Raw genomic sequence first — 19,975 nt, 5'->3', positions numbered from 1 at the left:
CCGGCGATGCGTTGCATAGCACCTATAGGTGATATCACTCATACATGATATTCTGAGGTTGTGTCGATCTGGAGCGTGGACGTCGAGTTCATCGGGGAATGGCTCGAGCAGTTGGATCAGTCATCCTACGAGCAGGTCGTCGCGGCGCTTGAACTGCTGCAAGAACGTGGACCTCAGCTCGGGCGACCACTAGTCGACACGGTGAAAGCATCCCGCCACAAGAACATGAAGGAGCTACGACCGGGATCGAGTGGGCGCTCGGAACTGCGGGTCCTGTTCGCCTTCGACCCCGACAGGAAGGCGATCTTGCTCGTCGCGGGGGACAAATCAGGTCAGTGGACGAAGTGGTACAAGACGAACATCCCAATCGCCGACGACCGTTTCGATACCCATCTCGCGAGTTTGGAAGGGAAGTGACTGTGATGGCGAAGAGTCTCGACGACATGCTCGTCAAGCGGCCCGTCAACAGGGCCGCCGTGGACGCGCACAAGAACCGCATGATCGAGGAGGTCCGGGCCTACCGACTAAAGGAGCTCCGCGAAAGTGCGGCAATGACGCAGAGCCAGGTCGCGGACCGTCTCGGTGTCGGCCAGAACCGCGTTTCCAACATCGAGCGCGGCGACCTTGCGCGTATCCAGATCGAAACCTTGCGCAGGTACGTCGAGGCCGTCGGTGGCTCTCTGAGAGTCGAAGTCGAACTCGGCGACGACCGCTTCCAAATCGCCTGACCTCCACCGGCGCTGGCTCGTTCAGTCCTTGGCCCGCGCCAGCGCGGACGGCCACCAGATCGGCTTGCCGATGTCGTGGGAGAGCGCCGGGACCAGCACACTGCGGACCACGATCGTGTCCAGCAGGACGCCGAACGCCACCGCGAAGCCCACCTCCGCGAGGAACACCAGCGGCAGCACGCCGAGGACCGCGAACGTGCCGGCCAGCACGACGCCCGCCGACGTGATGACGCCGCCGGTGACCGCGAGGCCGCGCAGCACGCCCGACCGCGTACCGTGCTCCTGCGTCTCCTCCCGGACCCGGGTCATCAGGAAGATGTTGTAGTCGATGCCGAGGGCGACGAGGAACACGAACGCGAACAACGGGAACGACTGGTCTGCTCCCGCGAAGTGGAAGACGTGCGTGAAGAAGAACCCGCACACACCCAGCGTCGCGGCGAAGCTGAGCACCACCGTCGCGATGAGGATCAGCGGCGTCAGCAGCGCCCGCAGCAGGATCGCCAGCACGATGAAGATCACCACGAGCACGATCGGGATGATCAGGTTCCGGTCGTGCACCGACGCGGTCTGCACGTCGAGCGTCGCGGCGGAACTGCCACCGACGAGGGCGTCCGCGCCGGGCACCGCGTGCAGGGTGTCGCGGAGGCGTTCGACGGTCTGCAGCGCCTCGGGCGAATCGTACGAATCGGCAAGGGCCACATTGATCACGGTGCGCCCGTCGATGGGCGCGACGTTCAGCGTCGTGGGCGCGCACCCGGGCGGGAGTTGCTGCGGGACGTTGCCGCCGAAGCTCTGCAACAGCGCCTTCGCCTTCTCGATGTCGACCTGCACGCACACCGATCCCGGCCCCTGGCGTACGCCCTCCACCCCGCTCGCGGCCGCGATCACCGCGTCGACGCCGGACGCGCTAGTCGCGACCACCGCGGGCGCCCCGGCGCCCTGATCGAAGTTGGCGTCGTACAGCGCCTGGCCATCCACGGCGTCGGGTTCGTTGGTGAAGTTCTCGGACGCGGTGAGGCCGGAGGTCTGCAGGCTGCCGATGCCCACCGCGAACAGCACCGCCAGCAGCACGGTCGCACCGATCCACGCCGGACGGTCGCGGCGACCGACGAACTCCGCGATCCGGCCCCACATCCCGTGGGTGGCAAGGTCGGTGGCGCCGTCCACCTTCGGCTTGCGCGGCCAGAACACCCAGCGCCCCACCGCGGACAGCGCGACCGGCAGGAACGTCATCATCACCAGGTACGTGCACGCGATGCCGATCGCCGCGACCGGACCCAGGCTCTTGTTGGAGTTCAACTGCGAGAAGCCCAGGCACAGCAGCCCGATGATCACGGTGATCGCGGACGCGGTGATGGCCGGCGCGGACTCCTTCCACGCCTTGATCATCGCGTCGAACCGGTTGTCGTGAAAGTGCAGTTCCTCCCGGTACCGGGAGATCAACAACAGCGCATAATCGGTGCCCGCGCCGATCACCAGCACGAACAGGATGCCCTGGCTCTGGCCGGTGAGCGTGAGGATCCCGTGGTCGGCGAGAACGTAGATCACCATCGACGACAGCCCCAGCGCGAGCAGCGCCGAGAACAGCGGGAAGAACCACAGGATCGGCGACCGGTACACCACCAGCAGGATCAGGATCACCACCAGCAGCGCGACGCCGAGCAGCGTGCTGTCGAGCCCCTCGAACGCGTCGATGAACGCGACCAGCAGACCACCCGGTCCGGCAGGCAGCACCTCGAGATCCGACGCCACGGACGTCTGCGCGGCCGCGAGCACGTCCTGTTCGGCGGCGGCGAGGTCGGTGCCCTGGACGGTGGTCCCGTCCTGTTTGGCGATCAGCGGCACGAACACCGACGCGGTGGTGCCGTCGGTGGAGATCTGGGTGGGCGTCACGCCGTCCGCGTCGACGCCCTCGACCGACGCCATCGACACCCGCGCCCGGTCGATCGCGGCCTTGTCCGCGTCGGTCAGGCCGCCGTCGCGGTGGAACACCACCGCACCCGGAATTGTCTCCACCTTCAGGAACTTCGCGGTCTCGTTCGCGACCACCGTCGACTCGGCCGAAGCGGGCAGATAGGACGCGTTGTCGTTCTTCTGGATCTCGGCCAGCTTGCCCTGGAACGAACCGCCCAGACCGCCCAGGAAGAACGCGACGATCGCGATCGCGACGACGGTGAACACCGGCCACCCCCGCCTGGGCCGGGTGTCGTCACCCGCCGGCGGTCCGCTCATGGACTCCACTCGGGTCATTGGTGCTCCTCGTACGCGGTCGCGGCCGGATACCAATGCAGACCAGTACAGCACGCGACCGCGCGGCCGGGGAGACGATCCGGCGGGCGGACCGGCGCTAGACGACCATGTGGCAGTAGATGCTGTCGCCGCGGGCGACCGCCCCCGCGGCCAGTTCGGCCAGCGCGGCGATGAACGGGGCAGACGCCTCGGTGGGGTCGGCCGCCTCGTCGAAGATCCAGACGCGGGCCGCCGCGGTCACGGCGTCGGAGTCCAGGCCGGCCAGCGCGTCGCGCAGTTCGTCGGCGACGGTCAGAACGAAGGCGTCGCCGTCCTCGCCGGCGGCGACCAGGGATCCGCGCCGTGGACCCGCCGTGACCTGCTCGTAGGTGCGGCCGGTGAGCGCCGCTTCGAGCCTGCTGAGGGCGATGCCCGGCTCGATTCGCTTGGCCTGCAGGACCGGGGTGCCGCTCGACGCAGACTGGACGCGCGGGCGGGAGGCCTCGTCCGGGTCGGTGCGGTACAGGGCCTGGGCGGCGTCGACGACGTCCGGGTCGAGATCGAGCAGGTCGTCGAGAGCGGTGGCGGCGACCTCGTCCGAGGGGGCCGTGAAGTAGTCGGTGATGGCAGACATGACCGCATGTTCGCACAGGGGACCGACGCACCGAATCGGACGACGGTCTCGGTGACGTCCCGCCCGTCAGCGCAGTTCGATGTTCCCGCCGTCGACCATGAGCGTCTGCCCGGAATGCCGTGCGTCTACATGATTTCCACATCCGGCTGCGTGCTGCAGGGCGACCGCCTCTACGTCGACATCGCGATGGGGCCCGGGTCGATGGCGCACGTGACGACGCAGTCGGCGACGAAGGTGCACGAGATGGACGCCAACTTCGCCTCCCAGGTGCAGACGGTGACGCTGGCGGAGCATTCCTACCTGGAACTGATGCCGGGCATGACGATCCCGCTGCCGGTGGGCACCGCGCCCTTCGTGTTCGCCATGTGGCTGTTCCTGCTCCCGAAGAAGCAGTTCGTGCCGGTGCAGCACGCCACCATCGCCGGCGGGGCGGCGGAGTCCGGTCGAAGCCGTCCCGTGGCGCGTCGACCGGAATAGAATCGACGCAGTGGTCGAGGCATCGAGACGGCCGATCCGGGGGATCCGATGGGTGACGAGCAAACGATTCCGGACGAACAGTCGGAACTGAAGGGAAGCGTCGACGAACTCACGTCCTCCCTCAGGGAACTGTCGGGGATGCTCGACGATGTCGACGAGTTGGAGCACGTGCTGCAGTGCCTCGTCGAGAGCGCGGTCCGCATCGTGCCGGACGCCGACATGGGTGGTGTCACGATCCTGCGTGACGGCAAAGCGGAGACAGCGGCGGCCACGGATCTTCGTGTTCGCGAAATCGACAGCACGCAATACGATCTCGACGACGGCCCGTGCCTGCGCTCGGCGCGCGAGCAGGCCACCCAGAACGTCGATCGGCAGGAGATACGCCGGCGGTGGCCGGGCCTTGCCGACGTCGCGGAGAGCAACGGGGTCGGCAGTTTCATCGCCTCGCCCCTGACTCTCGACGATCGGGTGAGCGGATCGTTCAACCTGTACAGCTCGGACGACGACGGCTTCCGCACCTTGGACGAGTCGCTGCTCGAGGCATTCACGACAGCGGCGATGGTCGCCCTGCGCCAAACGCAACGCTACGACGGGGCCCGGCGGTCCGTCCGAGCATTGGAGGCGGCGCTGAAGTCCCGCGCATCGATCGATCACGCCATCGGTGTGCTGATGGCGCTGCACGGCATCGATCCCGAGGCCGCCTTCGACCTGATGGTCAAGACGTCCCAGCAGAGCAACACCAAGCTGCGTGACGTCGCACAGCAGCTCCTCGCCAAGATCGATCGGTCGTAGCCCGCCGGCCGGTCAGATGAGAACGGCGGCGGCCACGACGCAGAGCACGATCAGAGCAGCGGCGGTCGCGGCGAGGACGAGCGAGCCGCCGAACAGCAGTGTTGCCGCAGTGACGGATGTGGCCGAGAGGCCCGCGATCCGCAGCGTGCAGCACCCTTCGCGCGCGACCGTCTCGCGGTCGTCCGGCATGCGGACGTCAGGTTCGGAAAGTGTCGTCATCGGTCGACCTCCTGGGCGAGGCGGCGCCATTCACGAGACAGGGGGATCACGTCGATCACAGAACGATGAGTCATGGGTGCCCTCACGGTGTACCTACACGGAGGGGGATACGGCTGGCAGCCAGTACGACGGCACATGTACCCCCGACGCCGGCTGTCTGCCCAACCTTGCTGCTCAACGATAACGGCCACACGTGACCTCCGGCAATGGGCCGCCACCGAATCGTTATCCGACGTTCGAAGGTCCCGGTGCCAACTCCGACACCTCTCCGGTCCAATGAGCAATGCCCTGGCCACCGTCGTAGACGACGGCGGCCGAGGCGTCGCGCACTGGCCATTGCCCGATCCGATGACGCGAGAAGCGCGTCCGGCGATCTACCAGTCCGCCTCGGTGAAGCGGACGACGCCGCGGATGTTCTTGTTGTCGAGCATGTCCTGGTAGCCGTCGTTGACCTGCTCGAGCGAGTAGGTGTTGGTCACCATGTCCGCGAGATTGAGTCGACCGGCCCGGTACAGGTTCAGCAGGTTCGGGATGTCCACGCGGGCGTTGCAGCCACCGTAGATGTTTCCCCGCAGGTCCTTCTGCAGCATCGCGAAGAGGAACGCGTTGAGCTTGACGTCCATGTCGGCCATGTGGCCCATCGCGGTGACGACGCAGCGGCCGTTCTTGGCGGTGAGCGTGAGGGCCTGCTCGCGCTTGAACGGCACCGGGTCGATCGCGAAGACGTGGCGTGCACCCGACGCGACGGAACCCTGCAGCGCGCTCATGCCGACGCCGCCGACACCGATGATGGCGACCGACTCGCCGGGCTTGACCTCCGCGATGTTTGTCGCCGAACCCCATCCGGTCGGGACACCACAGCTCTCGCCACGCGCCTGGATGCGGTAGGTGCCGTCTGCGATGGCCTGACCGCTGAGCAGCCCCATGCCGAGGTCGTGTTCGCCGCGCCAGCGGAGTTTCGCGGGCGGGCGAGTTCGTCGATCGGGGTGTCGGCGGGCAGGGCGGAGAGCCAATGGTCAGTGGGTTCTGTTGCACCGATGGGACATTCGTTCAGTGGCCACATCTGCTCGACCGATCCGTCGGTCGCCCGAGGCGCTCGGTGGCCGGCGGGTCGGGCCCGCAAGGCGATGAACCGGGAGCGCATGACGGCGTGAGGATCGCTGGGTGTGGTCTTGGTGCCGCGCCGCCACGACACTTCCTGTGCCGCATCCGGTCCGGCGGCGATCACCACGTCCTTGCAGCTGGACTTCGGCACCCGGGTAACGGGCGGTGAAGGGACGGCCGTTGCCGCTCCCCGTGTGTATCGCTGACTCTTTCCGGCGTGCCGCGACGACGCTCGCAGCGGCTGGATGGCGGTGGTTCGAATCGATTCCCCCTCGGGGCCAACGTCTTGGGAACTAGCGCAAAAGAGACCCGGCATTCACTATGTGGCCCAACTCCTTGAGAATCTTCCGATGTTTGGCGTTGACAGCCGCATGTACTGAAGTTAATGTCTGGCCATTCGCTGTTAGTGTCTAGCCATTCACTAAATGGCGTGGCGCTACAGAGTGCCCTACCGGTGGAGTGGCACGCCACATCGATTCGAGAGGCGGGAAAAATGCCCGTACTAAAATCCGTGGTCGACTCGACATCGACCGAGTACCTCGGCAACCGCGGTGTCCAGTTGAAGGGCGTATCCGCGCTTGACGATGAACTTGCCAAGGTTGTTGCGGGCGGGGGACCGCGCTACACCCAGCGGCACCACGACCGCGGACGCCTGCTCGTGCGCGAGCGCATCGAGCTGCTGGTGGACCGGGATGCGGCATTCCTGGAGTTCTCACCCCTGGCGGCCTGGGGTACCGACTTCACCGTCGGCGCCGCGATTGTCACGGGAGTGGGCGTCATCTCCGGAGTGGAGTGCGTGATCATCGCGCATGACCCGACAGTCCGCGGTGGCACGATGAATCCCTATACACTGCGAAAGAACCTGCGCGCCTTGGAGATCGCGCGGACCAATCGCCTTCCCGTGATGTACCTGGTGGAGAGCGGCGGCGCGGACCTGCCGACACAGTCGGAGTTGTTCGTCGACGCCGGCCGAATCTTCCACGACCTCACCGAGCTGTCCTCGATGGGCGTGCCCTCTGTCGCCCTGGTATTCGGAAACGCCACCGCCGGCGGCGCCTACGTACCCGGCATGTGCGATTACGCGGTGCTGGTAGACCAGGGGGCCAAGGTCTTCCTTGGCGGACCGCCGCTGGTCAAGATGGCCACGGGGGAGGACGCCAACGACGAGGAGCTCGGCGGCGCGGACATGCACACCCGGGTCTCGGGCGTGGGCGACTACTTCGCCATCGATGAGGTTGACTGCATCCGCATCGGCAGAGACATCGTGGCGAACCTGAACTGGCGCAAGCTCGGACCGGGACCGAGTAAGCCCGCGGACGCCCCCCTCTACGACACCGAGGACCTGCTCGGCATCGCGTCCGGCGATCAGCGGGTGCCCTTCGATCCCCGAGAGGTGATCGCCCGGGTCGTCGACGGCTCGCGGTTCTCCGAGTACAAATCGCGCTATGGCACGAGCCTGGTCACCGGGTGGGCGTCGATCCACGGCTTCCCGGTCGGCATCCTCGCCAACGCGCGGGGCGTGCTGTTCAGCGAAGAGGCGAAGAAGGCGAGCGAGTTCATCATGCTGGCCAACCAGACCGACACGCCATTGATCTTCCTGCAGAACACCACGGGATACATGGTCGGCACCGAGTACGAGCAGGGCGGCATCATCAAGGACGGCGCCAAGATGATCAACGCGGTCACCAACAGCAAGGTCCCCCACATCACCGTCAACATGGGCGGCTCCTTCGGCGCCGGCAACTACGGCATGTCAGGCCGGGCCTATGACCCGCGTTTCATGTTTACTTGGGTCAACGCGAAGCTCGCCGTCATGGGCGCCGCGCAGCTCGCCGGCGTGATGTCGATCGTCGGCAAGGCCGCGGCCGAGAGCTCCGGGCGCGCGTTCGATCTTGAGGCGGATGCCAAGCGCACCGCGGAGATCGAGCGGCAGATCGAGGCGGAGTCGCACTCTTTCTTCATTTCCGGCCGCATCTACGACGATGGCGTCATCGACCCCCGCGACACCCGCTCCGTGCTCGGAATCGCGTTGTCTGCCACCCATTCCAACAACGTTGCCGGCCAGCGCGGCTACGGCGTATTCCGAATGTGAGAACCGCTATGTCGAAGATTCGAAAAGTGCTCATTGCCAACCGGGGCGAGATCGCCTCGCGCGTCATCCGTACGGCCCGCGAGATGGACATCGCCACCGTCGCGCTCTACTCGGACGCCGACCGGCACGCGCCGTATGTCTCGCAGGCGGACGAGGCGGTCCACCTGCCCGGAACCGCCCCCGCAGACACCTACCTGCGGGCGGACCTCGTCCTGGCCGCAGCCCGGGCGACGGGCGCCGACGCAATCCACCCCGGCTACGGATTCCTGTCGGAGAACGAGGAGTTCGCTCGGGCGTGCGCGGAGGCCGGCGTAGTGTTCGTCGGCCCGTCCCCGCGGGCGATCGCCGCCATGGGCTCCAAGATCGAGGCTAAGCGGATCATGGCTGACGCCGGCGTCCCGGTGCTGCCCGGCATGGTCGTGGAGAGCGAGGCCGACGAGGATCCGGCCCGCCTGCGCGCGGCCGCCGCGGAGATCGGCCTGCCGGTGCTGGTCAAGGCGGCGTTCGGCGGCGGCGGCCGCGGCATGCGCATCGTCAACACGATCGACGAGCTGGTGGAGGCGGTGTGCAGCGCCCGCCGCGAGGCGGCCTCGGCGTTCGGCAACGGGACGGTGTTCCTGGAGAAGTTCGTCGAGTCGCCCAGACATATCGAGGTCCAGATCTTCGGCGACCGGCACGGCAACGTCGTGCATCTCGGAGAGCGTGAGTGCTCCATCCAGCGCCGGTACCAGAAGATCATCGAGGAGTCTCCGTCCACAGGCGTCGACGCCGACCTGCGGGCCGAGCTCGGCAGCGCCGCAGTGGCCGCCGGCAAGGCCCTGGACTACGAGGGCGCCGGCACCGTCGAGTTCGTCATGGCGCCGAACGGCTCGTTCTACTTCCTGGAGGTCAACACGCGGCTGCAGGTGGAACACCCGGTCACGGAGCTGGTCACCGGTACGGACTTGGTGCGTGGCCAGTTCGTCGTCGCGGCGGGCGAGCGGCTGCCTGAGGAGATCCTCAACCCGGTGTTCACCGGCCACGCCGTCGAGGTGCGCCTGTACGCCGAGGACGCCGCCGCCGGCTTCATCCCGGTCTCCGGCGTGCTGAGCACCTTCGAGATCCCCGACCTCCCCGGGGTCCGCGTCGACGCGGGCTTCGAGTCCGGATCCGAGGTCAGCACCTATTACGACCCGATGCTCGCCAAGGTCATCGGATACGGCCGCGATCGAGACGACGCGTGCGCCCGCGTCGCGCGAGTACTCGAGGAGTCCCGCATTCACGGGGTGACGACCAACCGGGACCTGCTCATCGCTGTCCTGCGGGAGCCGGAGTTCCGCGCCGGCTCCACCGACACCGCCTACCTCGACCGGCATCCGGTGCGGGAGCTGTGCCCGGAACCGGCTGGCGCCGGCGTGCACCAAACACATGCCCTGGTCGCCGCGCTCGCGGCGATGGCTGCGCGTGGTGCGGAGCGGACGTCGCTGTTGTCCGGCCTCCCGGCCGGATTCCGCACGGTTCGCAGCGCCCCGCAGTCCGTCCGCTACCTACACGGGGCGGAGGAGATCGAGGTCCGCTACGAGTTGATCCGTGGCGAGCTCCGCGGCTGGGCCGACGAGCGCGCGTTTGAAGGGATCGAGATGATCTCCGGCGCAGCCGATCTGGTCGAAGCCGTGATCGATGGGGTGCGCCGGCGCTATCGCATCGCACGGGTGGGGGCGACCCACTTTGTGAACAGCGGCCTCGGCGTCAGCGAACTCCACGAGGTCGAGCGGTTCCCGGACCCCAGCGACTTCCAGGAGGCCGGCTCCCTCCTCGCCCCAATGCCGGGCGCGGTGGTCCGCGTTGAGGTGGGGGAGGGCGACCGTGTGCGCGTCGGCGACGTGGTCGTGGTGCTCGAGGCCATGAAGATGGAGCACTCCATCAAGGCGACGGCGGAGGGCTTCGTCTCCAAGCTGCCCGTCGCAACCGGCCAGCAGGTCGAATCAGGCACGGTCCTCGCCGTCATCCAGGACGAGGAGGCGCAGGCATGACCGAAGAGGTGCTCTACGAGCTCGACAACGGGGTGGCCTGGCTGACGATCAACCGGCCGCAGGCCCGCAACAGCCTGAGCAAGGCCGTCCGCGACGGGTTGTTCGAGGGCATCCGTCGCTTCAACGCCGACGCGGCGGCCAAGGTCTTGGTCCTCACAGGCACGGGTGAGAAGGCGTTCTGCGCCGGCGGAGACCTCAAGGAGATGGCCGACAACCAGCTCACCGTGCCGCCGGTGGACTTCGTCCCGCAGCTCGGACGCAACATCGAGGTCGACAAGCCCACCATTGCGGCGGTGAACGGGGCCGCGCTCGCCGGCGGCTTCCTGCTCGCCCAGACCTGCGATCTGTGCGTCGCCTCGGAGACCGCGACCTTCGCGATCTCCGAAGTCAAGATCGGCCGCGGGTCGCCGTGGTCCGCGCCGCTGTCCTGGATGATCCCCGCGAGAGTGGCCATGGAGATGTCGTTGACCGGCGCCCCGCTGACCGCGCGGCGGGCCTACGAGATCGGTTTCGTCAACAGGGTCGTCACCCCGGATCAATTACGTTCGGCGGCACAGGATCTCGCCGAGACGATCGCCGCCAACGCCCCACTCTCGGTCGCGGCCGGGAAACAGACGGTCCGGCTCTCGGCGGAGCTCCCGCTGGCGGCGGCGTTCGATCGGGCCGAGGAGATCTGGACGCCGGTCTATCACAGCGAAGACGCGCAAGAAGGCATGCGTGCGTTCAAGGAAAAGCGCCGACCAGAGTGGAGTGGACGCTGATGGCCCTCGACTATCCAGCCCTGCTGGACGAGCTCCGGCAGGAGTCCGACGGCCTCGTGGAGCTGTTACACGGCGCCGAGGACTTCGACCTCGCCACCCCGGCCGCCGGCTGGGCGATTCGCGATCAGATATCCCATCTGGCCTACTTCGACGACGCCGCGGTCAGCGCCATCCGCACGCCCGATCGCTTCCGCGTCGACGCGGCCGAGCTGATCGCCGACGGGATGGACTTTCCCGACCGAATTGCCGTGACATACCGGGAGATTCCCGCGGCCGGGCTGCTGGACTGGTTCGTCCAGGCCCGGCAGAATCTGCTGGCCACGCTGGGCGAGGCCGAGCCGAGGGCACGGATTCCGTGGTACGGGCCGGAGATGAGCATCGCGTCCATGGCGACGGCTCGGCTAATGGAGACCTGGGCCCACGGCCAAGACGTGTACGACGCGGTGCGGCTGCCGCACCCCGCCAACCCCGGCCTGAGGAGCATCGCGCATCTGGGTGTGGGCGCCCTCCCGTTCGTGCACACCCTCAACGGCCTCGAGGTCCCGGCCGACCCGGTCCGCGTCGAGCTGATCGACCCGATCACCCAGGTTCGATGGGTGTGGGGGCCGGAATCGGCGACGAACACGGTCGCCGGCCCGGCCGAGGATTTCGTTCTCGCGGTCACCCAGCGCCGCAACGTGGCCGACACCGCCTTGACCGTCACCGGCGCGGTAGCGACGGCCTGGATGCGCATCGCACAGGCCTACGCCGGGGCGCCCGGGGCCGGGCGGGACCGGGCAGCCACGACCGCTACACCCACTGGAGACCCCACATGAACCAGCCCGCGCACGCCTCCCAGCCAGCACAAGGCCGCCGCCCCCTCCGCATCGGCAACGCGTCAGGGTTCTACGGCGACCGCATCGCGGCCTTCCGCGACATGATCGACGGCGGTCCCCTCGACGTGGTCACCGGCGACTACTTGGCCGAGCTCACCATGCTCATCCTGTGGAAGGCGAAGAAAAAAGACCCCTCCGCCGGCTATGCCCGCACTTTTCTGACACAGGCCCAGCAGGTCCTGGTGGATTGTGTCGACAGGGGCATCAAGATCGTCGTCAACGCGGGGGGCCTGAACCCGGCCGGGCTGGCCGACGAGGTCCGGAAGGTTGCCGCGGACCTCGGGGTGGACGTCCGTGTCGCGCACGTCGAGGGCGACGACATCCTGCCCCGCTTGGCCGAGCTCCAGGGCCGGGGACACGAGTTCCGCCACCTCGATCAGGGGCAGAGCCTCGCGGAGTCCGACGCAGACCCTGTCTCGGCCAACGCCTATCTCGGCGGGTGGGGGATCGCCGCGGCCCTCGAGAAGGGGGCCGACATCGTCATCTGCCCGCGCGTGACCGACGCATCGCTGGTCGTAGGCACGGCCGCATGGTGGCACGGGTGGCAGCGGGACGAGTTCGACGCGCTTGCCGGTGCGGTCCTCGCGGGCCACATCATCGAGTGCGGCCCCCAGGCCACAGGCGGGAACTACTCGCAGATCCACGAGGTCACCGACCGCCGTTATCCGGGCTACCCGATCGCCGAGGTGGCGCGCGACGGCAGCTTCGCTATCACCAAGCATCCGGGCACAGGGGGACTAGTGTCCGTGGGCACCGTGACCGCTCAAATCCTCTACGAGATCGACAACCCTCAATACCTGAACCCCGACGTCGTGGCGCATTTCGACACCGCCGAGATCGTCCAGGAGTCGGAGTCGAGGGTGCGGGTCTCGGGCGTCAAGGGCTCCCCGCCGCCCACGACTCTGAAGGTCGCGATGAACTACGTCGGCGGCTACCGCAACACGATGACAATGGTCCTGACCGGACTCGACATCGAGGAGAAGGCCGCCTGGGCGACGGACGAGCTGTTCGAGATCCTCGGCGGACGCGAGGCCTTCGACGCCACAGACATCCAACTGCTGCGCTACGACAGCCCGGATCCGGAGACCGCGGCCCAGGCCTGCGCGCATCTGCGGATCACCGTGAAGGACCGCGACCGGGCCACAGTTGACCGAGCGTTCTCCAATGCCGTGATGGAGCTGTTGCTCGCCGGCTATGCGGGGGCCCACACCACCACTCCGCCCTCGTCGGCCACGGAGTTCGGCGTGTATTGGCCGGCTCTGATCGACGCGGTCGAGGTGGAGCACACCGTGGTGCACCACGACGGGTCCCGCACGGTGATCGCCCCGACCCCGGGCGTGGCCGCGCCGCGAGTCGAACACGCTCCGGCGGCCGACGCAGCGCCGGGGGCCGCGCCCACCACCCGCCGCCCGATCGGCGAGATCGTCGCAGCGAGGTCCGGAGACAAGGGCGGCAAGGCCAACGTCGGCGTGTGGACCGACACCCCCGACCGCTGGGACTGGCTCCGCTCGCACCTGACCGTGCGGCGGTTCGTCGAACTCGTGCCCGAAGCCGCAGGCCTCGAGATCGAGCGCCATGAGCTGGCGAACCTCAAGGCGCTGAATTTCGTGATCGTCGGATTCCTCGGCGACGGCGTCGCCTCGTCCACCCGGCCGGACGCGCAGGCCAAGGGGCTTGGCGAGTATCTCCGCGCCCGGTTCACCCCGATCCCGAACGATCTCCTACCCAGCTGATCAACCCGAGCCAACACCGAGGCCGTCGCGGCGACTTCGCAGACGCCGTCAACCCGAGCAAGGAGCAGATGTGTATTTCACCGAGAACGCAGAGCACAAGGCGATCCGCGAGGCCGTCGGGGCCATCACCGACAAATTCGGCCCGTCGTATTTCGCGGAGCGGGGCGCGGCGCGGCAACCGACCTCCGAACTGTGGCAGGCCCTGGCCGACAACGGCTTCATCGGGATCAACCTGCCGGAGGAGTACGGCGGCGGCGGCGCTGGGATGACCGAGTTGGCCCTGGTCTGCGAGGAGACCGCCGCGCACGGCTGCCCGCTGCTGCTGCTGCTGGTCTCGAGCGCCATTTCCGGCGAGCTGATCACGAAATACGGCACCGAGGAGCAGCGCCGGAGCTGGCTGCCGAGGATGGCGTCCGGAGAGACCAAGGTGGTCTTCGCCATCACAGAGCCCGACGCCGGCTCCAACACGCAGACCATCTCCACCACGGCGGTGCGGGACGGTGACGACTACATCCTGAACGGCGCGAAGTATTACATCTCCGGCGTCGACGAGGCCGAGGCAATCGTCGTGGTCACCCGCACCGGCCGCGACGAGCAGACCGGCAAGGCCAAGCTGTCGCTGTTCCTCGTCCCCACGGACGCGGCGGGGCTGGACAAGCAGCCGCTACCGGTTGCGGTCAGCGTGCCGGAGAAGCAGTTCACCCTCCACTTCGACAACGTCCGCATCCCGGCCGCCAACTTGATCGGCGAGGAGGATGAGGGCTTCCGGCAGGTGTTCGACGGCCTGAACCCCGAGCGCATCACAGGCGCCGCGCTATGTGTCGGGATCGGCCGCTTCGCCGTCGAACGCGGCGCGGATTACGCGCGCAAGCGCTCGGTCTGGGGCCCACCCATCGGCTCGCACCAGGGGATCTCGCATCCCCTGGCCAAGGCCAAGATCGAAGTGGACCTCGCCGCGATGGCCACGGCCCGCGCGGCCTGGCTGTACGAGACGGGGCAGCCGGCCGGGGAGGCTTCGAACATCGCCAAGTACGCGGCGGCCGAGGCGGCGGTCGCCGCGGTCGACACCGCGATTCAGACCCACGGCGGTAACGGCTTCAGCGTGGAATTCGGGCTGATCCCGCAGTGGGGCATCGCCCGCCTGCTCCGGGTCGCCCCGGTCAGCCGCGAGATGATCCTCAACTTCGTTGCGCAGCACAGTCTTCGGCTGCCCAGATCCTACTAGTCTGCTGGCGAGGGGCACACGATGATTGGACGCAACACCGACGCTGTCACGGCCGCGCATGGTTACACCTTGGCGGCACTATTCGAGCAGTCGTTCGTCCGGTTTGCGGACCGGGTGGCGGTGGCCAGCGACGACAGTTCCTTGACCTATGCCGAAGTAGGGGATCGCTCTCGTCGTCTCGCGGTCGGGCTGCAGGAAACGTCGTCGGGCAGGGGGAGCCGGGTGGCGGTGCTATCGCAACCCCGGCCAGAGTATGCCGAGTGTTATGCGGCGCTACCGCGAGGCCATCGAGGCGAGGTGAGCGTCGGGCTCGTCCTTGATGAGGCCGTGACCTTCGCCCGCATGGCGTCCGCGGGGTTGTCGCGATGACGAAGAGGCTGATCAACGCCACCACAGGGGGGAGGCTCCTTGATTGCCTGAACCTGGAGGCCACTTACCAGTCATCGGCCCTGAAGACTGATGTGGCACGCTTAGAATTCGCGGCGTTCAGTACCGAGACCAAGCCGGCGATGGAGTGATGGTGAGCGAAGACGCAGTGGTCCAAGGCGTGCGCGTGCGTGACCCAGAGCGCGGCGCGAAGATTCTCAATGCCGCCGCCGAGCTGTTCGCCGCCCGGGGTTTCCACTCCGTGGCGATGGCTGAGATTGGGCAAGCCGCGGGAATCGTGGGGTCAGGAATCTATCGGCATTTCGAGAGCAAGTACGCGGTGCTGGTCGCGTTGCTCGATGATGTTATGTCTCGTCTGCTTGCCAGTGCTGACACGATTGTCGCAGAACACGCGGACCCCGCCACTACGATGCGCGGGCTGATCCAGACACAGATTGACTTCTGCCTCGATAATCGCGTGCACGTGCAGTTGTATCGCCGTGAGATGCATGCTCTGCAGCCAGAGGACAGCCGTCGGCTTCGCAGGATGCAGCGGCGCTACAACGAGGAGTGGACCACCACTCTGCTCGAGGTGCGACCGGAGCTCGATGACGCCTCAGCGCGGTCCTTGGTGCACGCGGCAATCGGAGCGATCCAGTCGATAGTGACTTATGAGGGTGGCCAATCGCGCGACGAGCGAGTGCTTTATCTGACGGCTGTGGCCGAGAGTTGCCTCGCCACAAACTGGTAGACGACTACAGTGCGCGCCTGCGCGCTGCCATCTCTGCGCTACGTATTCAGTGCCGGCGACGTCGATGATGACGTCGTTGGTAAAGCCATGATCAGCAGGCACCCCATTGCGGCACGACCGCTATGGACGTGGTGTGGGCGGGGACCGGGCGCCCTCATGCCCCCGGCCACTCTTTAGTGATTTCCTATTGACTAGTTCGGCGCTTCTGTTTCGCGCCCAACATCTCGGAAGCGTTGCTTCATGCATTCATCAAGCCACGCCGGACCCATTGCAATCTAGATCACAATGAGATTTACTGCATCAGGCAGATTAGTTGTTCACCATTCACTAAGGAGATCCGCGTGGAGTCCAACGCTTTGGCCCTGAACCTTATCCAGCGGGTGAACGTCGGGGACAGTCTGACCCGCAGCGCCGTTCGGAATCCGCAGGCTCTCGCCCTCGTGGAGGGGGACCGCCAACTCAGCTACACGGAGTTCAACGAGCACGTCAATCGTGTATCGCACGGCCTCATCGATCAGGGGGTGGAGGTGGGTGATGCGATTGCGCTGGCATCGGAGAACAGCATCGAATTCCTCGCTACCTACTATGCCTGCGCCAAGATCGGGGCTGTATGTGTGCCTGTCAACCTCGGGTGGCGCTCCGACGAGGTGAGTCATGTGCTGAGAGACTCAGGGGCCCGAATCCTGGTGGTTCAGGCAGGGCTGGTTCCCGCCATGGCGGCGCCGGCCGCCGCTGCAGAAGCACTCGAGCTCGTGGTCGTGGTCGGCTCATCCCCGGCGACCCTAGGGGACCTCTCCACAATGTCCTTCGCGGAGCTGGCCTCCTACCCTGATATCGCGGAACCCCGCCGCCTCGTTGATGATCGGGCCCCGTTGACGTATCTCTACACAAGTGGAACCACGTCCGCGCCGAAGGGGGTTGTGGGCAACCATACAGCCGTCTACCTCGAATCGATGACGATGGTGATCGAGGGACAGTTCCGCGCGGACGATCGATTCGCAGCCCTGCTCCCGATGTTCCACACCGCACAACTGAACTGTCACTGCACGACGGCCGTCATGGTGGGTGCGGCGATCTTCATCCAGCCCGGCTTTGATGCTGATGCCCTGCTTGCCTTGATTGAAACCGAGAGAATAACCCAGATCTTTGCCCTTCCTATGATGTATCGGACAATGCTGGACCGAGATTCGATCTCGCGGCGAGACTTGTCGAGCCTGCGGCGCGCCCTGTATGCCATGGCGCCGATGCCGCAGGAGGTACTGGAGCGCTGCATCGAGGTGTTCGACTGCGACTTCTATCTGCTGTTCGGGCAAACCGAGATGAGCCCTACTGCAACAATTTTCCGGACCGAGAACCAACTCACACACCCCGGCGCCGTCGGCACTCCGGTCGTGAATGTTCAGGTCGCCATCATGGGTGACGACGGGGCGCTGTTGGAACGAGGGGAATCCGGCGAGATCGTCTATCGAGGTCCTCATGTGATGACGGGGTACTTGCACAACACCCAAGCTACCGAGGAGGCGTTCCGCTATGGGTGGTTCCACTCCGGCGACCTCGGGCACTTCGACGAGGACGGAATTCTGTGGTTCACCGATCGCAGTAAGGATGTCATCAAGTCCGGCGGTGAGAATGTCGCATCACTCGAGGTCGAGAAGGCGATCTACGCTGCGGAGCCAGGAGCCGCCGAAGTCGTCGTCGTTGGCCTGCCCCACGCGCACTGGTCAGAGGCGATCACAGCCTTCGTTGTGCCGCGCCCCCACGCACACTTGGACCCGGCGGTCATCCAGAAGAATATGCGCAATCATCTGGACGCCTACAAAATCCCGAAGGCCATTGTGGTCGTCGACGAACTACCCAAGACCTCGACGGGAAAGGTTCAGAAGAACCGCGTTCGTGACGCGAATGTAGGCCTCTATCAAGGGATCTAACTGAACCCGTACCGTTTTGATGCCGCTTGAAGGATTGAGGGCATACCCAAGCGTTACCCACCCGACCAGCGTGGACGAGCGGTGAAGACGGTCCGCGATCGCCTTGGCGAGTATCACTCATTGCATGCCGCCTGCCCGGTCATCAGTCTGAAGTTCGGCATCGACACGAGCCTCTGCGGAACTGGTGCAAACAGGGCCAGGTCGACTCCGCCCGTGCACCAGGAGCGACCGCGACGGAGCAGCAGCGGAGCAAGGAACTCGAGCGCGGGAGCCGAGATCTCTAGGAAGCCAACGAGATCCTCAAAGCGCTTTGACCTTCTTTGCGAGGGAACGCATCCCTGCGGGCGGGAGATGTCCCACCCTTGCTGCCGATGATCTGCGACCTGATGGTCAATGTAGTTGGCGATAGTTCAGCCGATGCCGGAGGCCGAGCGGACAGAGATCGAGCAGTGCTGGGCCGATCCGGACAGGCTGGAGGCTGTAGCACTCGGCTTCTGATCAGTGGCCGGCAGTGCAGCCTGCTCGTCAACTGGACTGCGTCAGCCTTCATGGGTGTCCTGAGTGCGTTCGCCATGCTAATGATCAAGCTCGCGTTGCCGTTACGTCTACCGGTTTGGAGCGCTCTTCAGCGCCGTCGAACCGGGCGGACCCGCCGGCTGGTCGAGTTCGATCGCGCCTTCCTCCACCGGACGAGGGCGGCGTACGCGGACAGCAGCTTCGTCACGGACGCGAGTGGATACACCCGCTCCTGGTCACCGAAATGCGCAACGCCTCGGCCACCGTCGTAGACGACGGCGGCCGAGGCGTCGCGCACTGGCCATTGCCCGATCCGATGACGCGAGAAGCGCGTCCGGCGATCTACCAGTCCGCCTCGGTGAAGCGGACGACGCCGCGGATGTTCTTGTTGTCGAGCATGTCCTGGTAGCCGTCGTTGACCTGCTCGAGCGAGTAGGTGTTGGTCACCATGTCCGCGAGATTGAGTCGACCGGCCCGGTACATGTTCAGCAGGTTCGGGATGTCCACGCGGGCATTGCAGCCACCGTAGATGTTTCCCCGCAGGTCCTTCTGCAGCATCGCGAACAGGAACGCGTTGAGCTTGACGTCCATGTCGGCCATGTGGCCCATCGCGGTAACGACGCAGCGGCCGTTCTTGGCGGTGAGCGTGAGGGCCGGGTCGACGTACTCGCCCTTCATCTCACCGACCGTGATGATCGTCTTCTGGCACATGCGGCCCCAGGTGATCTCCATGATCGGCGCGATCGCTTCTTCCATCGAGGCGAAGGCATGCGTGGCGCCGAACTTGAGGGCCTGCTCGCGCTTGAAGGGCGACGGGTCGATCGCGAAGACGTGGCGTGCACCCGACGCGACGGAACCCTGCAGCGCGCTCATGCCGACGCCGCCGACACCGATGATGGCGACCGACTCGCCGGGCTTGACCTCCGCGATGTTTGTCGCCGAACCCCATCCGGTCGGGACACCACAGCCGACGAGGGCCGCGAGCTCGAACGGGATGTCCTTCTCGATCTTCACCGCCTGGGACTCGTGCACCGTCATGTACGGCGAGAACGTGCCGAGCAGGCACATCGGGATCACGTTCTCCCCGCGCGCCTGGATGCGGTAGGTGCCGTCGGCGATGGCCTGGCCGCTGAGCAGCCCCATGCCGAGGTCGCACACGTTCGAATGGCCCTCGGAACACGACGGGCAGCGTCCACACGCCGGGATGAACGAGAGCACGACGTGGTCGCCGACCTCGAGATCCTTGACTCCCTCGCCGACCTTCGTGACCACACCCGCGCCCTCGTGGCCGCCCATCGCCGGGTAGGACGCCATCGGCGTCGCACCGGTGACGATGTGGAGGTCGGAGTGGCACATGCCGGCAGCCTCCATGCGGATCTGCACCTCGCCGGCGACCGGGTCACCGAGCTCGATCTCCTCGATCGACCACTTCTCGTTGATGCCCCACAGCAACGCACCCTTGGTCCTCATTGCAACACCCTCCCCTTACGTGACTAGCGGTCGCTGTGACGATAGCCACAGATCCTTCGAATT

17 protein-coding genes and 2 pseudogenes are annotated in these 19,975 nt (G+C 66.3%); 13 read left to right on the top strand and 6 right to left on the bottom strand.

Translation table 11 applies throughout. The features are described from left to right. Positions 1-66: 66 nt before the first annotated feature. Positions 67-417 carry a type II toxin-antitoxin system RelE/ParE family toxin gene (locus tag J2X34_RS10625; RefSeq protein ID WP_181818872.1) on the top strand — a complete coding sequence of 117 codons (351 nt, stop codon included), beginning with the start codon at positions 67-69 and terminating at the stop codon, positions 415-417. Between the two features lie 5 nt (positions 418-422). Next, on the top strand, positions 423-728 hold the full coding sequence (locus tag J2X34_RS10620) for a helix-turn-helix domain-containing protein (protein ID WP_114723262.1): 306 nt from the start codon (positions 423-425) through the stop codon (positions 726-728). Between the two features lie 21 nt (positions 729-749). Here the strand turns inward: J2X34_RS10620 and J2X34_RS10615 are convergent, their stop codons facing one another. Both J2X34_RS10615 and J2X34_RS10610 read right to left on the bottom strand, forming a co-directional pair. Beyond that, positions 750-2,978, bottom strand: coding sequence for an MMPL family transporter (locus J2X34_RS10615; RefSeq protein ID WP_429517060.1), 2,229 nt, complete (start codon positions 2,976-2,978; stop codon positions 750-752). Positions 2,979-3,075: 97 nt separating this feature from the next. After that, on the bottom strand, positions 3,076-3,591 hold the full coding sequence (locus J2X34_RS10610; protein ID WP_429517058.1) for a hypothetical protein: 516 nt from the start codon (positions 3,589-3,591) through the stop codon (positions 3,076-3,078). Between the two features lie 6 nt (positions 3,592-3,597). Here J2X34_RS10610 and J2X34_RS10605 point away from each other — a divergent pair, with 6 nt between their 5' ends. Then, positions 3,598-4,068 (top strand): urease accessory protein UreD, encoded by a 471-nt coding sequence (locus J2X34_RS10605; RefSeq protein ID WP_114723241.1) that lies wholly within the window; start codon positions 3,598-3,600, stop codon positions 4,066-4,068. A gap of 48 nt (positions 4,069-4,116) precedes the next feature. Continuing rightward, complete coding sequence (locus J2X34_RS10600) at positions 4,117-4,860, top strand: GAF and ANTAR domain-containing protein (protein WP_114723240.1); 744 nt, start codon at positions 4,117-4,119, stop codon at positions 4,858-4,860. A gap of 12 nt (positions 4,861-4,872) precedes the next feature. On the opposite strand, the gene J2X34_RS10595 is transcribed toward J2X34_RS10600, so the two are convergent. Further along, on the bottom strand, positions 4,873-5,079 hold the full coding sequence (locus J2X34_RS10595; protein WP_147283552.1) for a hypothetical protein: 207 nt from the start codon (positions 5,077-5,079) through the stop codon (positions 4,873-4,875). A gap of 374 nt (positions 5,080-5,453) precedes the next feature. After that, positions 5,454-6,014: pseudogene (locus tag J2X34_RS10590) on the bottom strand (alcohol dehydrogenase); the annotation flags it as partial. A gap of 662 nt (positions 6,015-6,676) precedes the next feature. Here J2X34_RS10590 and J2X34_RS10585 point away from each other — a divergent pair. The 9 genes from J2X34_RS10585 to J2X34_RS10545 all read left to right on the top strand — a co-directional run bounded on the left by J2X34_RS10585 (position 6,677) and on the right by J2X34_RS10545 (position 17,926). Beyond that, entirely contained in the window at positions 6,677-8,275 is a 1,599-nt protein-coding gene (locus J2X34_RS10585) for an acyl-CoA carboxylase subunit beta (protein ID WP_429517191.1), read from the top strand. Between the two features lie 8 nt (positions 8,276-8,283). Further along, complete coding sequence (locus J2X34_RS10580) at positions 8,284-10,287, top strand: acetyl/propionyl/methylcrotonyl-CoA carboxylase subunit alpha (protein WP_429517055.1); 2,004 nt, start codon at positions 8,284-8,286, stop codon at positions 10,285-10,287. Further along, positions 10,284-11,048 (top strand): enoyl-CoA hydratase/isomerase family protein, encoded by a 765-nt coding sequence (locus tag J2X34_RS10575; protein ID WP_429517053.1) that lies wholly within the window; start codon positions 10,284-10,286, stop codon positions 11,046-11,048. The genes J2X34_RS10580 and J2X34_RS10575 overlap by 4 nt, the downstream gene beginning before the upstream one ends. Next, a complete protein-coding gene (locus tag J2X34_RS10570) occupies positions 11,048-11,863 on the top strand; it encodes a TIGR03084 family metal-binding protein (RefSeq protein WP_429517189.1) in 816 nt (271 codons plus the stop codon). Before J2X34_RS10575 ends, J2X34_RS10570 begins: the two co-directional genes overlap by 1 nt. Then, a complete protein-coding gene (locus J2X34_RS10565) occupies positions 11,860-13,656 on the top strand; it encodes an acyclic terpene utilization AtuA family protein (RefSeq protein WP_429517051.1) in 1,797 nt (598 codons plus the stop codon). Before J2X34_RS10570 ends, J2X34_RS10565 begins: the two co-directional genes overlap by 4 nt. Before the next feature lie 70 nt (positions 13,657-13,726). Further along, positions 13,727-14,881 carry an acyl-CoA dehydrogenase family protein gene (locus J2X34_RS10560; protein ID WP_429517049.1) on the top strand — a complete coding sequence of 385 codons (1,155 nt, stop codon included), beginning with the start codon at positions 13,727-13,729 and terminating at the stop codon, positions 14,879-14,881. Positions 14,882-14,902: 21 nt separating this feature from the next. After that, positions 14,903-15,250 (top strand): AMP-binding protein, encoded by a 348-nt coding sequence (locus J2X34_RS10555; RefSeq protein ID WP_429517047.1) that lies wholly within the window; start codon positions 14,903-14,905, stop codon positions 15,248-15,250. Between the two features lie 148 nt (positions 15,251-15,398). Then, on the top strand, positions 15,399-15,998 hold the full coding sequence (locus tag J2X34_RS10550) for a TetR/AcrR family transcriptional regulator (protein ID WP_429517045.1): 600 nt from the start codon (positions 15,399-15,401) through the stop codon (positions 15,996-15,998). Positions 15,999-16,339: 341 nt separating this feature from the next. After that, positions 16,340-17,926 carry an AMP-binding protein gene (locus tag J2X34_RS10545; protein WP_429517044.1) on the top strand — a complete coding sequence of 529 codons (1,587 nt, stop codon included), beginning with the start codon at positions 16,340-16,342 and terminating at the stop codon, positions 17,924-17,926. A 632-nt stretch (positions 17,927-18,558) separates the two neighbouring features. Here the strand turns inward: J2X34_RS10545 and J2X34_RS10540 are convergent. Both J2X34_RS10540 and J2X34_RS10535 read right to left on the bottom strand, forming a co-directional pair. Further along, positions 18,559-18,791 (bottom strand): annotated as a pseudogene (locus J2X34_RS10540) (serine hydrolase); the annotation flags it as partial. Further along, the gene (locus J2X34_RS10535) at positions 18,785-19,912 is read right to left on the bottom strand and encodes an NDMA-dependent alcohol dehydrogenase (protein WP_429517042.1); all 1,128 of its coding nucleotides are present in this window, start codon (positions 19,910-19,912) and stop codon (positions 18,785-18,787) included. The pseudogene J2X34_RS10540 and the gene J2X34_RS10535, both read right to left, overlap by 7 nt. Positions 19,913-19,975: the final 63 nt, after the last annotated feature.

The organism is Rhodococcus sp. BE178 (assembly GCF_050433545.1).
Taxonomy (GTDB): Bacteria; Actinomycetota; Actinomycetes; order Mycobacteriales; family Mycobacteriaceae; genus Prescottella.
The sequence above is the reverse complement of the archived record's forward strand: the minus strand, read 5'-3'. Positions and strand labels throughout refer to the sequence as shown.